Here is a 13,567-nt window from a genome sequence, read left to right on the forward strand (position 1 = left end):
CCTCTTCAGGAGTCCTTCCATGACCTTCGATCTCATCCTGCGCAACGCGCGCATTGCCGACCGGCCTGATGGTCCGGTGGATATCGGCATTCGCGGTGGGCGGTTCGAGGCCATCGAGATCGGCCTGCCGCGCGGCGTGGCGCCGGATCAGGATGTCGGCGGCCGGCTGCTCGTACCGGGCTTTGTGGAGACGCATATCCATCTCGACAAATCCTGTCTCCTCGGCCGCTGCAATTGCGCGAAGGGTACGCTCGCGGAGGTGATCAGCGAAGTCTCCCGGGCCAAGCGCGACTTCACCGAAGAGGATGTCTACGCGCGCGCATCGCAGACGCTGGAGAAAGCGATCAAGCACGGGACCAACCGCATGCGCACGCATGTGGAGGTCGATCCGCGTATCGGGTTGACCAGTTTTCGCGCGCTGAAGAAGTTGAAGCAGGATTACGCCTGGGCGATCGATCTGCAGCTCTGCGTGTTTCCGCAGGAGGGTCTGCTGGATGATCCCGGCTGCGAGGAGGTCCTGCTGCAGGCGATGCGAGAGGGCGCCGATCTGGTCGGCGGCGTGCCTTACATCGACAAGGATTCGAATGGCCAGATCGCCAGGATTTTTGGTATCGCGCAGGAGTTCGGCGTCGATATCGATTTCCACCTCGATTTCGATCTCGACCCAACGCGGTCGGACTACGAAGAGGTTTGCCGCATGGTCGAGGCGACCGGCTGGGGCGGCCGTGTCGCCATCGGCCATGCCACGAAACTGTCGGCGATGCCGCCTGCGGCCTTCGAGGCCGCTGCAAAGCGGCTCGCCGATGCCGGTGTCGCGGTCACGGTGTTGCCGGCGACCGACCTGTTCCTCACCGGCCGTGACAGCGATCACAACGTGCCGCGTGGCGTGACGTCGGCGCATAAGCTTCGCGCGCTCGGCGTGAACGCCAATATCTCCACCAACAACGTGCTAAATCCGTTCACGCCGTTCGGCGATGCCTCGCTGATCCGCATGATCAATCTTTATGCCAATGTGATGCAGGTCGGCGCGATGGACGATCTTGCCGGATGTCTCGACCTCGTGACGTCGGCTTCGGCGAAGCTGCTCAACCTGAAGCATTACGGCATCGCCGTCGGCAATCCCGCCGATCTCGTGGTGCTCGATTGCGAGACCAAGGCAGAGGCGGTATGCGAGATCGCGCAGCCGCTGTTCGGTTTCAAGAATGGCATCAGGACCTTCATCAGGCCGGCTGCGAGTCTGCTCAAGCCCCACTGAAGCGGGCGTCCTTTTGTCGTACGGAGACTTCGATGCCGATCAATGACACGCTCAACGCCTTTGTGGATCATGGCCACATCGAAGTGCAGACCACGACAGAGGGGCCTCTAGCGGGTTTCACCTTTGCGCTGAAGGATTTCTTCGATCTCGCCAATGTGCCGACCGGCGCTGGCAGCCCGGAATGGCTGGCGACACATCCGGTGCCGACAAAGTCGACGCCGATCGTGGATCGTTTGTTGAATGCCGGCGCGAAGCTCGTCGGCAAGACGCATACGGATGAACTGGCCTGGAGCCTCAACGGCGAGAACGCGCATTACGGCACGCCGATTAATCCCGCCGCGCCCGGCCGCATCCCCGGCGGCTCGTCGAGCGGTTCGGCCGCTGCGACCGCCGGTGCGCTCGTCGATTTCGCCATCGGCTCCGACACCGGCGGCTCGGTGCGTTTGCCCGCCAGCTATTGCGGTGTCTACGGCATTCGCACCACGCATGGTCGCATTCCGCTTGATGGCGCGGTGCCGCTGGCACCGAGTTACGACACCGTCGGCTGGTTCGCGCGCACGCCCGAATTGATGGCCGAGGTCGGCAAGGTATTGCTCGACAAGGCCCGTGCTCCGCGTCGGGTGAAGAAGGTTCTGATCGCAAGTGACCTGTTTGGCGCGGTCGATGAGAAGGTTCGTAACCTGCTGCAGCCGTCGATCGATCGCATCAAGGCGCTGGTTGGTGCGAGCGAGGAGGTGAATGTCGCAAGCGGTGAACTCAACGCTTGGCGCAACACCTTCCGTGTAGTCCAGTCGGAAGAAGCCTGGGCCGCACAGGGCGAATGGATCAAGGCGACCCAGCCGAAGCTTGGCCCCGGCGTGAAGGAACGCTTCGCGGCTGCGGCGGTACTCGATCCCGCCGAAATCGCGGCCGCGTACGCCATGCGCATGGCGATCGTTGAACGCGTGCTGTCGCTGCTGCCGACCGATACGGTGTTGCTGCTGCCGACCGCGCCGGGCATTGCGCCGCTGCGCAACACACCGGATGCGACGCTCGACGTGTTCCGCGCCCGCGCGATCGAACTGCTGTGTGTGTCCGGCCATGCCGGCACGCCGCAGGTCTCACTGCCTGTGGCAAAGCTCGATGATTGCCCGATCGGCCTGTCGATTATGGGCGGGCGCGATTGCGACGAGGATATTTTGCAGTTGGCTATGGAGTTGGGGGAGGCGCAGGCCTAACAGCCGTCATTGCGAGGAGCATTTGCGACGAAGCAATCCAGACTGCGCTTTTGGCTTCTGGATTGCTTCGCTTCGCTCGCAATGACGGGGAGAGTTACTTCGCCTTTCCGGCGCCCTTCTCGGCTGCACGGCGGAGTGCCTCTGCAAATGCACCACCGCCACTGCTCTCCTGCTTCGCCGGAGCACGCGATGTCATCTGGCGCTCGTTGAAGCGCGGGCCGCGATCGGCTTGCGGGCGGTCGGCCTTGGCACCGACGGGGTCATCCATGCGCAGCGTCAGGGCGATGCGCTTGCGGGCGACTTCGACTTCCAGCACCTTCACCTTGACGATGTCGCCTGACTTCACGACCTCGCGCGGATCCTTGATGAAGGTCTTGGACATCGCCGAGATGTGCACCAGACCATCTTGATGCACGCCGATATCGACGAAGGCGCCGAAGGCAGCGACGTTGGTCACAGTGCCTTCGAGCACCATGCCGGGTTTGAGGTCGCTCAGCTTCTCGACGCCTTCCATGAACACCGCAGCCTTGAAGGCGGGGCGGGGGTCGCGGCCGGGCTTTTCGAGTTCTTTCAGAATGTCGGTGACCGTCGGCAGACCGAAGGTGTCGTCGACGAAGGTCTTCGGCTGCACCTTGCGCAGGATCTCGGCATTGCCGATCAGCGCCTTGATGTCGCTCTTGGTGGCTTCGAGAATCTTGCGCACCAGCGGATAGGCTTCCGGATGCACGCCGGACTTGTCGAGCGGATCCTCGCCGTCATTGATGCGCAGGAAGCCCGCGCATTGTTCGAACGCCTTGGGCCCGAGCCGTGGCACTTCCTTGAGCGCCTTGCGCGACTTGAACGGGCCGTTGGCGTCGCGGTGCTGCACGATGCTCTGCGCCAGACCGGTGCCGATGCCGGACACGCGTGCCAGCAGCGGCGCCGATGCCGTGTTCACGTCGACACCGACGCCGTTCACGCAGTCTTCCACGACGGCATCGAGCGACCGCGCCAGCTTGCTCTCGCCGAGATCGTGCTGGTACTGGCCGACGCCGATCGCCTTTGGATCGATCTTCACCAGTTCGGCCAGCGGATCCTGCAGGCGGCGCGCAATCGACACCGCGCCGCGCAAGGTGACGTCGAGCTCGGGCAGTTCTTCAGAAGCGAAGGCCGAGGCCGAATAGACCGAGGCGCCGGCTTCCGACACTACGATCTTCGACATCTTCAAGTCCGGCAGCAGCTTCACCAGCTCCATCGCCAGCTTGTCGGTCTCGCGCGAGGCCGTCCCGTTGCCGATGGCGATCAGATCGACCTTGTGCTGGACGGCGAGCTTGCCGAGCATGGCGAGCGACGCATCCCACTGGCGCTGCGGCTCATGCGGATAAATCGTGGTCGTTGCGACGACTTTACCGGTGGCGTCGATAATCGCGGTCTTCACACCCGAACGGAAACCGGGATCGAGACCCATGGTGACGCGCGCGCCTGCAGGCGCTGCGAGCAGGAGATCGCGCAAATTGGAGGCGAACACGCGGACGCCTTCTTCTTCGGCCGCAGTCCACAGCCGCATGCGCAGGTCGATGTTGAGATGGACCTGGATCTTGGTGCGCCAGGCCCAGCGGGTGGTTTCGGTCAGCCACTTGTCGCCGGGGCGGCCCTGATCGGAAACGCCGAAGCGATTCATGATCTTCAGTTCATAGGAACTCGGTGTGGTGGTGGCGGGCGTCGCCGGCACTGGCTCAGGCTGCATCGCGAGATCGAGGATCTCTTCCTTCTCGCCGCGAAACAGCGCGAGAATGCGATGTGACGGCAGCTTGTGCAGCGGCTCGCTGAAGTCGAAATAGTCCTTGAACTTCTCGCCTTCGGTCTTCTTGCCGGTGCGCACGGTCGAGGCCATCAGTCCATTCGACCACATCTGCTCGCGCAGCGCGCCGATCAGATCGGCATCTTCGGCGAAGCGCTCGACAAGAATGGCGCGCGCACCGTCGAGTGCAGCGGCGACATCGGCGACGTTCTTCTCGGCATTGACGAAGGCTTCGGCAACTTTCTTCGGATCGTTCTGCGGCTCGGTGAGCAGCAGTTCCGATAGCGGTTCAAGGCCGGCTTCCTTGGCGATCTCGGCCTTCGTGCGGCGCTTCGGTTTGAACGGCAGATAGATGTCCTCGAGACGGCCTTTGGTGTCGGCGGTCATGATCGCCGTTTCGAGCGCAGCGTCGAGCTTACCCTGTTCGCGCACCGATTCCAGAATCACGAGACGGCGTTCTTCGAGTTCGCGCAGATAGGTCAGGCGCTCTTCCAGCGTGCGCAGTTGCGCGTCATCGAGACCGCCGGTGATTTCCTTGCGGTAACGCGCCACGAACGGCACCGTCGCGCCGCCGTTGAGCAGTTCTACCGTCGCGGCGACTTGCTGTTCGCGCACGCCAAGTTCGTCTGCGATCTTCTGATTGATGTTTGCCACGCGTAGAGATTCCTTCGAAATTCCGTGGCGGGTCATACCGCCGTCGCAAACCGCTTATGGACCGATGCCGCACGATTCATCAACCCCGGCGGATGCAGTCGATTGTTCTGTGGATCGCGTTGTTTTGCTTCGAAAATTGCAGTGTTCGATGCGCTTCATGACAGTCCGGCTGTGCAAAAATATAATGCTAGATCGCGGCCTGCGAACTGTGTAGACGGACGTTCCTTTCGGGAGCGGCAATGTCGGTTTGTGGTCTGGATTTTGGGACGTCGAACACGACGCTCGGCACGGTCATCAATGATGTTCCGGTGCTGGCGGCGCTCGAAGACTATCATGTCACAATTCCGAGTGCGATCTTTTACAAGGCCGATACCGGCGCCTTCATCGGCCGCAAGGCGATTGAGGCCTATGTCGAGGGGGCGCCTGGCCGCCTGATGCGCAGCCTTAAATCCGTGCTTGGCACGTCGCTGATCGACGAGACGACGCGCGTCGGCCGCGAACGCGTCAGCTTCCGCAATGTCATCGCCTATTATCTCGGTGCGGTGAAGCGGCGTGCGGAACAGGCCACAGGGCTTGAACTCCGCCAGGTCGTCCATGGCCGTCCCGTCCATTTCGTCGACGACAATCCGGCGGGCGATGCCAAGGCCGAAGCTACGCTGCGCGCCATAGCGAAAGACGTCGGCTTCGAGGACGTCACGTTCCAGTTCGAGCCGATTGCCGCGGCGCTGGATTACGAGCGCCAGATCAATTCGGAGGAGATCGCGCTGATCGCCGATATCGGCGGCGGCACGTCGGATTTCTCCATCGTGCGCCTTTCGCCCGAGCGGCACCGTCATGCCGATCGCAAGGACGACATTCTCGCCAATGACGGCGTGCGCATCGGCGGTACCGATTTCGACAGACATCTCAGCCTCGGCGTGATCATGCCGCTGCTCGGCTATCGCTCGGCGATGAAGCGCGCGGGGCTCGATGTGCCGTCAGGCTATTTCCACGATCTGGCGACCTGGTCGAGCATCAACCGGATGTACGATTCCAAGGTCATGAATGAGGTGAAACAGGTGCGCTATGAGGCACAGCAGCCGGAGCTGCTGGATCGCTTGGTGCGCGTACTGGACGAGCAGCGCGGCCACACACTGGCCATGGAAGTCGAGGGCGCCAAGATTGGCCTGTCCGACAAGCCGAAATCGAGCATCGCGCTGGACTGGATCGAGCCTGGCCTTGCCGCCGGCGTCGCCCGCAAGGAACTCGTCAGCCACACCCAGTTGCTCGCCGATCGGATCACCGCGCGGATCAAGATCTGCCTGAACCAGGCCGGATTGAAGCCCGAAGCGATCGATGCGGTGTTCCTGACCGGCGGTTCGGTGCAGCTCGCCCATGTCCGCAAGGCGATCACGGCGGCGCTGCCGGCCGCCCGCGCTATCGATGGCGACACGTTCGGGGCCGTCGGCAAGGGTTTGACTGTCGAGGCGGCCCGCCGCTACGGGCACGGCTAGACCCAAAGGCCACGGCAGTAAAAGGGGGCTGAACGCCTTGTGGTTATGCGCGGCGGTCGCTTGATCCGGCGCCCGGCACAGCCATATTAAGTCCATGGCGAAGCTCTCGAATCGCGACAGGATTCTCACCGCAGGCCTCGCGGTCGTGCATGCGCGCGGCTATGCGGGGGCCAGTGTTCGCGACATCGTGCATGCCGCGGGCGTGCCGCAGGGCACCTTCACCAACCACTTTACCTCCAAGGAAGAATTCGGCCTCGAGATCATCGATCTCTATTTCGCGAAGGGTCGCGAACTGATGGCGCAGACGCTGCGCAATGAGGGCCTGTCGCCACTGGCGCGGTTGCGCGCCTATATCGATGCCAATGTGGCCCGGCTCACCGAAGACCAGATGTGCAATGGCTGCCTGTTCGGCAACTTCACGGCCGAAGCCAGCGACCACAGCGACCTCATTCGCGACCGGCTGCTGACGATCTTCGCCGATGTTCAGCAGAGTATTGCCGAATGCCTAACCTCCGCGGTGAAAGCCGGCGAGCTGCCGGCCGACTTCGAATGCGCGGAGGTTGCGGGTTTCATCGTCTCGTCGCTGCAGGGCGCCAACCTGCTGTCCAAGGCCGAACGCAGCCCGGCACCGATCGAGCGCTTCGCGCAGGTGCTGTTCACGCAGGTGCTGCGCTGAGCTGATTGCTGCTCTGCACAGACATTGCCGCTCCCCGGCTCTTTCGCTAAACCGTGCGACATGACAGCGCGGCCCGCAGAGGCCGTTGCCGACAACAAGCGACCGGGAGTGAACTATGAGCCAGACCGCCGTCGGCGCGCGCGCCACGCGCAGCGCAAAATCCGACATCGAAACCTCGACCATCCGCGCCATTTCCTGGCGGCTGATCCCGTTTCTGGTGCTGGCTTATTTCCTGGCCTATCTCGACCGCGTCAATCTTGGCTTCGCCGCGCTCACCATGAATGCCGAGCTGAATTTCTCGCCCACCGTTTTTGCGTGGGGTGCTGGCATCTTCTTCATCGGCTATTTCATTTTTGAAGTTCCCAGCAATATCGCGCTGGAGAAATTCGGCGCCAGCCGCTGGATCGCGCGCATTATGGTGAGCTGGGGCATCATCTCCGCGCTGATGGCGATCGTCAGTGGCCCGTGGAGCTTCTACACGCTGCGCTTTCTGCTCGGTGTCGCCGAGGCCGGCTTCTTCCCCGGCATTATCCTCTATCTCACTTACTGGTTTCCGGCCGAATATCGCGCGCGTTTCCTCGCCGCCTTCGCGATTGCGGTGCCCGTATCCACGGTGATTGGCGCGCCGATCTCCGGCATGTTGTTGGGGCTCGACGGCGTCATGGGCCTCAGGGGCTGGCAGTGGCTGTTCATCATCGAAGGCATTCCGTCGGTCATTCTCGGCGTCGTCACCTGGTTCTATCTCACCGACAAGCCTGAAAAGGCCGACTGGCTGACGCCCGACCAGAAGATTTGGCTGTCCGACAAGCTCGAAGGCGAGCGTCTCGCCAAGGAGAGCGCCCATGGCATGACGCTGGGGCAGGCGCTATCGTCGCCGAAGGTGCTGATGCTGAGCGTGATCTATTTCGGTTTCGTCGGCGCACTCTACGGCATGCAGTTCTGGCTGCCGCAGATCGTGAAGGCGTTCGGCTTCACCAATCTGCAGACCGGTTTCGTCACCGCGATCCCCTATCTGTTCGGCTCCATTGCCATGGTGCTGTGGGCTCAGCATTCCGACAAGACCCGCGAGCGCGTGTGGCATGTTGGTCTGCCGCTGCTGCTGACCGCCGTGGCGCTCGCGCTGTCCGGCATCTCCACCAATCCGACGCTGACCATGGTCGCACTGACGGTCGCGGCAATCGGCGTGTTCTGCACCTTCGCACTGTTCTGGACGCTCCCGACAGCGTGGCTGAGCGGCACAGCCGCCGCCGGCGCCATCGCGCTGATCAATTCGATCGGCAATCTCGCCGGCTTCGGCGGTCCCTATCTGATCGGCTGGGTCAAGGAATTGACCGGCAGCACCTCGACCGGGCTTCTGGTCCTGGCGGCCATGCCGCTGGTCGCCGGTATTCTCGTGCTGGTCGGCAATCACGGGACAGCAACGGAGTTCGCAGCTACCGGCAAACCGGCGCGGGTGAAATAAGGCCGGGATGGGGTGCGGCAATCTGTCGAAATTGTGATCACTGACGAATGTTGACATTCGTCAGTGATCACGCCTAAGTTCCTTCGAACATTCATTCGAAGGACGCTCGTGATGCTCGGCCACACCAAAGTCAGCGCTTCCCGCAAGCCATTCGCCGCTGCGCTCCTGTTGATCCCGGCCCTTGCTCTGGCCGGATGCGGCAAGAAAACTGAGGCGGAAGCCAAGCCAACCCGCCCCGTGCTGGTCGCGACTGTGCATTACGAGCCGGAATCGCCGCAGCGCAGTTTCGTCGGCACCATCCGCCCGCGGATCGAGACCGATATGGGCTTCCGGGTCACCGGCAAGGTCGCCAAGCGCCTTGTTGAGGTCGGGCAGAACGTCGAGATCGGCCAGCCGCTGGCTACGCTCGATGAGGTCGATCTGAAGCTGCAGGCCGAGCAGGCCGTCGCCGAACTCAACGCATCCACGGGCGTGCTGGCCAACGCCACTGCGGCCGAGGGCCGTGCCACGGAATTGCGCAGCAAGGGCTGGTCCACCCAGGCACAGCTCGATCAGGCCAAAGCCACGGGCGACGAAGCCCGTGCGCGTCTCAATCGCGCCGAACGCTCGGTCGAACTCACCAAGAACAGCCTCTCTTATGCAACGCTGATCGCCGACACCCGCGGTGTTGTTACCGCGACGCTGGTCGACGCCGGTCAGGTCGTCGCCGCCGGCCAAGCCGCCATCCGTGTCGCGCGTTTCGGCGAGAAGGAGGCGGTGGTTTCCATTCCGGAAACGCTGGTTGGCCGCGCCAAGGAAGGCAAAGCCAGCGTGACGCTGTGGTCCGAGCCCGGCAAACAATATGCCGCCAAGCTGCGTGAACTGGCGCCCAATGCCGACACCGCGACGCGCACCTATCTCGCCAAATTCTCGCTGCCCGAGGCCGACGACAAGGTGTCGCTCGGCATGACGGCGACGCTGACGCTGTCCGATCCCGCCACCGAACGCGTTGCGCGCGTGCCGCTCTCGGCGCTGTTCAGCCAGGGCAACAACCCTTCGCTCTATGTCGTGAGCGCATCGGGCGACGTCGCGCTGCAGCCCGTCAAGGTGAAGTCCTATGAGAGCAACGACGTCATCATATCAGGTGGCGTCGATGAAGGTGCCAAGATCGTGACGCTCGGGGTGCAGAAACTGGACCCTGCGCTGAAGGTCCACGTCGTCTCCGCATTGTCGTTTTAAGACACTCGCATTCAAAGGACGAAGCCGATGCATCGCTTCAACCTCTCCGCCTGGGCGGTCAGCCATCCCGCGCTGATCCTGTTTCTGATCATCGCGCTCGGCGTCGGCGGCTTCTTCTCGTACGAGAAGCTGGGCCGCGCCGAAGATCCGTCCTTCACGGTGAAGGTCGTTAACGTCACGGCGATCTGGCCGGGCGCGACCGCCAAGGAAATGCAGGAGCAGGTTGCAGATCCCATCGAGAAAAAGATGCAGGAGCTGCCTTACTTCGACAAGGTGCAGACCTATTCGAAGCCGAACTTCACGGCGCTGCAGGTCACGTTCAAGGACAATGCGCCGGCCAAGGACGTGCCGTTCCTGTTCTATCTGCTGCGCAAGAAGCTTGCCGACGTGCAGGGCAGCTTGCCGGCCAATCTGGTCGGGCCAACGGTCAATGATGAGTTCAGCGACGTCGACTCCATCCTCTACATGATGACTGGTGACGGCGCCGACTTCAAACAGTTGAAAGTGGTCGCTGAAGGCCTGCGCCAGCGCCTGCTGAAGGTGAAGGGTGTCACCAAGGTCAATCTCTACGGCGCCCAGGACGAGCGCATTTTCGTCGAATTCTCCCACGCCAAGCTGGCGACGCTCGGCATCACGCCGCAGACGCTGTTCGACTCGCTCGCCAAGCAGAACGCGATCCAGCCGGCGGGCACGGTGGAAACCTCGTCGCAGCGCGTGCCGCTGCGTGTCACCGGTGCACTTGATGGCGCCAAAACCGTCGCGGAGACGCCGGTCGAGAGTAACGGGCGCACGTTCCGCCTCGGCGATATCGCGACGGTTAGCCATGGCTTCGTCGATCCGCCGGATTTCAAGGTCCGGCAGAAGGGCCAATACGCACTCGGCATCGGCGTGGTGACGGCGAACGGCGCCAACATTCTTGAACTCGGCAAGGACGTCGAAAAGGCCAAGAACGAGTTCATGGTCGCCGTCCCGCAGGGCGTCAATGTCGAGCAGATCGCCGATCAGCCGCTGGTGGTCGAACACGCCGTTGGCGAATTCACGCACTCGTTCATCGAGGCCCTGGGGATCGTGCTGTTCGTCAGCTTCCTTGCGCTCGGCTGGCGCACCGGCATCGTGGTCGCACTGTCGGTGCCGTTGGTGCTTGGTATCGTCTTCATGGTCATGAATGCGATGGGCATGGACCTGCATCGCATCACGCTAGGTGCGTTGATTATCGCGCTCGGCCTCCTAGTCGACGACGCGATCATTGCGGTCGAGATGATGGTGGTGAAAATGGAGCAGGGCTGGGACCGCGTGCGCGCAGCGTCCTTCGCCTGGGAGTCCACGGCATTTCCGATGCTCACGGGCACGCTCATTACGGCCGTCGGCTTCCTGCCGATCGGCTTTGCGAATTCCGCAGTGGGCGAATATGCCGGCGGCATTTTCTGGGTTGTGGCGATATCGCTGATCGCCTCGTGGTTCGTCGCGGTGATCTTCACGCCCTATATCGGCGTCAAGCTGCTGCCGAACTTTGCTGCCCACGGAAAGGCCAATCACGATCCGCATGCGGTCTATGAGACGCGCATGTATCGCGGGTTGCGCAGCGTCGTGCAGTGGTGCGTCACGCACCGCATCAAGGTGGTGGCTGCCACCGTCGGCATCTTCATCGCGGCCATCGTCGGTTTCGGCCATGTCCAGCAGCAGTTCTTCCCGCTGTCTGAGCGCCCCGAACTGTTCCTGCAGCTGCGCCTGCCGGAAGGCACGGCCTTTGGCGTTACCGAAAAGGCGGTCAAGGACGCCGAGAAGCTGCTCAAGGACGACAAGGACATCGCCACCTATACGGCCTATGTCGGCCGCGGCTCGCCGCGCTTCTGGCTCGGCCTCAATCCGCAGCTCCCGAACGAGGCCTTCGCCGAGATCGTGATTGTGTCCAAGGATGTCGAGGCACGTGAGCGCATCAAGTCCAAGATCGAGAAGGCCGTCGCCGATGGCCAGCTGCCGGAAGCACGCGTGCGCGTCGATCGCTTCAATTTCGGTCCGCCGGTCGGTTTCCCCGTCCAGTTCCGCGTCATCGGGCCGGATACCGCGACCGTGCGGGATATAGCCTACAGGGTGCGCGAAGTAATGCGCTCCAACAAGAATATGGTCGATCCGCAGCTCGACTGGAACGAACAGACACCTTCCCTCAGGCTGGTGGTCGACCAGGATCGCGCCCGTGCGCTCGGCCTGACGCCGCAGGAGTTGTCACAATCCCTGGCGATGCTGATCTCCGGCGCGTCGGTCACGAACGTGCGTGACGGTATCGAGAAAGTGGGTGTCGTTGCCCGTGCCGTTCCGTCGGAACGCCTCGATCTCGGCCGTGTGGGCGATCTCACTATCATCTCGCGCAACGGCGTTCCGGTGCCGCTGTCGCAGGTGGCGAAGATCGAATACGCCCATGAGGAGCCGATCCTTTGGCGCCGTAACCGCGACATGGCGATCACCGTGCGCGGCGACGTCGTCGACGGCGTGCAGCCGCCGGATGTCACCAACCAGATCTGGCCGCAGTTGCAGCAGATCCGCGACAGCCTGCAGCCGGCCTACCGCATCGAGATCGGCGGCGCGGTGGAAGAATCCAGCAAGGGCAATGCCTCGATCGCCGTGCTGTTTCCGCTGATGATGATCATCATGCTGACGCTGCTGATGGTGCAGTTGCAGAGCTTCTCGCGCCTGATCCTGGTGTTCCTGACGGCGCCGCTCGGCATCGTCGGCGCCTCGTTGGCGCTGAACGTCGCCAACAAGCCGTTCGGCTTCGTGGCACTGCTCGGCCTGATCGCGCTGGCGGGTATGATCATGCGCAACGCCGTTATTCTGGTGGATCAGATCGAAACCGACGTGCGGCACGGCCTGACCCGCCGCGAAGCCATCGTCGAGGCGACCGTGCGCCGTGCGCGTCCGGTCATCCTGACGGCGCTGGCGGCCATTTTGGCGATGATCCCGCTGTCGCGCTCGGCCTTCTGGGGGCCGATGGCGGTCACCATCATGGGTGGATTGTTTGTGGCGACGTTCTTGACGTTGTTGTATCTCCCGGGTCTCTATGCGCTATGGTTTCGCAAGAGCCTGGATGAACGCGGATCGGGTGAGGATGTGGATCATCACGCACCGCACCATCACGACAAGCAACAGGCCTTTCCGCTTGCTGCCGAATAACTGAAGACTGCACTCCGAGATGACTCTGATTTCTGATCACGTCGAAGCCGATATGCGGGGCCGCATCGTTGTGGTCGCGGAAAAGCTGTTTCGTGAAATCGGCTACCAGAAGACCACCGTGGCTGATATCGCCAAGGTGCTCCGGATGAGCCCGGCGAACGTCTATCGCTTCTTCGATTCGAAGAAGTCGATCATCGCGGCCGTGGCGCAGCGATTGATGGGGGAAGTTGAAGAGGCCGCTGGAGCGATTGCTGAAAATCCGCAGCCGGCCGCCGCGCGGCTCCGCGAACTGCTGACGTCGATCCATGAGATGAATGCCGAACGCTATGTCGGCGATGCCAAGCTGCATGAGATGGTCGCCATCGCCATGGAAGAGAGTTGGGATGTCTGCACTGCTCATATGGAGCGCATCACCGTTACCATCGGCGGTGTCATCGCGGACGGTGCTGCCAAGGGTGAGTTTCAGGCTCCGGAAGTCGAATTGGCAGCCATGTGCGCCTGCACCGCCATGATGCGGTTCTTTCACCCGCAGATGATCGCGCAATGTGCGACGAAACCTGGCCCGACCCTGGACCAGATGATCGACTTCGTTCTTGCCGGGTTGGCCCCGCGGGGCTAGACGATCTCTCTGACGTCAATTCAGG

The 13,567-nt window shown here is 62.5% G+C and carries 9 protein-coding genes; 8 read left to right on the forward strand and 1 reads right to left on the reverse strand.

The window, feature by feature from the left end:
- Nucleotides 1-19 precede the first annotated feature (19 nt).
- Both HP556_RS22910 and HP556_RS22915 read left to right on the forward strand, forming a co-directional pair.
- On the forward strand, nucleotides 20-1,255 hold the full coding sequence (locus tag HP556_RS22910; protein ID WP_175368651.1) for an amidohydrolase family protein: 1,236 nt from the start codon (nucleotides 20-22) through the stop codon (nucleotides 1,253-1,255).
- A gap of 32 nt (nucleotides 1,256-1,287) precedes the next feature.
- Nucleotides 1,288-2,472: an amidase gene (locus HP556_RS22915; RefSeq protein WP_175368652.1), complete on the forward strand. Its 1,185-nt coding sequence runs from the start codon at nucleotides 1,288-1,290 to the stop codon at nucleotides 2,470-2,472.
- 94 nt (nucleotides 2,473-2,566) lie between these two features.
- Here the strand turns inward: HP556_RS22915 and HP556_RS22920 are convergent, their stop codons facing one another.
- On the reverse strand, nucleotides 2,567-4,906 hold the full coding sequence (locus HP556_RS22920) for a Tex family protein (protein WP_338117603.1): 2,340 nt from the start codon (nucleotides 4,904-4,906) through the stop codon (nucleotides 2,567-2,569).
- Nucleotides 4,907-5,145: 239 nt separating this feature from the next.
- On the opposite strand from HP556_RS22920, the gene HP556_RS22925 reads away from it, so the two are divergent.
- The 6 genes from HP556_RS22925 (at nucleotide 5,146) to HP556_RS22950 (ending at nucleotide 13,542) form a co-directional block, all read left to right on the forward strand.
- On the forward strand, nucleotides 5,146-6,399 hold the full coding sequence (locus HP556_RS22925; RefSeq protein WP_089262612.1) for an Hsp70 family protein: 1,254 nt from the start codon (nucleotides 5,146-5,148) through the stop codon (nucleotides 6,397-6,399).
- 94 nt (nucleotides 6,400-6,493) lie between these two features.
- A complete protein-coding gene (locus tag HP556_RS22930) occupies nucleotides 6,494-7,075 on the forward strand; it encodes a TetR family transcriptional regulator C-terminal domain-containing protein (protein WP_175368654.1) in 582 nt (193 codons plus the stop codon).
- 115 nt (nucleotides 7,076-7,190) lie between these two features.
- Entirely contained in the window at nucleotides 7,191-8,537 is a 1,347-nt protein-coding gene (locus HP556_RS22935) for an MFS transporter (protein WP_175368655.1), read from the forward strand.
- A gap of 111 nt (nucleotides 8,538-8,648) precedes the next feature.
- On the forward strand, nucleotides 8,649-9,755 hold the full coding sequence (locus HP556_RS22940) for an efflux RND transporter periplasmic adaptor subunit (RefSeq protein WP_175368656.1): 1,107 nt from the start codon (nucleotides 8,649-8,651) through the stop codon (nucleotides 9,753-9,755).
- Between the two features lie 27 nt (nucleotides 9,756-9,782).
- Complete coding sequence (locus HP556_RS22945) at nucleotides 9,783-12,923, forward strand: efflux RND transporter permease subunit (protein ID WP_175368657.1); 3,141 nt, start codon at nucleotides 9,783-9,785, stop codon at nucleotides 12,921-12,923.
- Nucleotides 12,924-12,942: 19 nt separating this feature from the next.
- A complete protein-coding gene (locus HP556_RS22950; protein WP_175368658.1) occupies nucleotides 12,943-13,542 on the forward strand; it encodes a TetR/AcrR family transcriptional regulator in 600 nt (199 codons plus the stop codon).
- Nucleotides 13,543-13,567: the final 25 nt, after the last annotated feature.

This window comes from Tardiphaga robiniae (assembly GCF_013359755.1).
In the GTDB taxonomy this organism is placed as follows: domain Bacteria; phylum Pseudomonadota; class Alphaproteobacteria; order Rhizobiales; family Xanthobacteraceae; genus Tardiphaga; species Tardiphaga robiniae.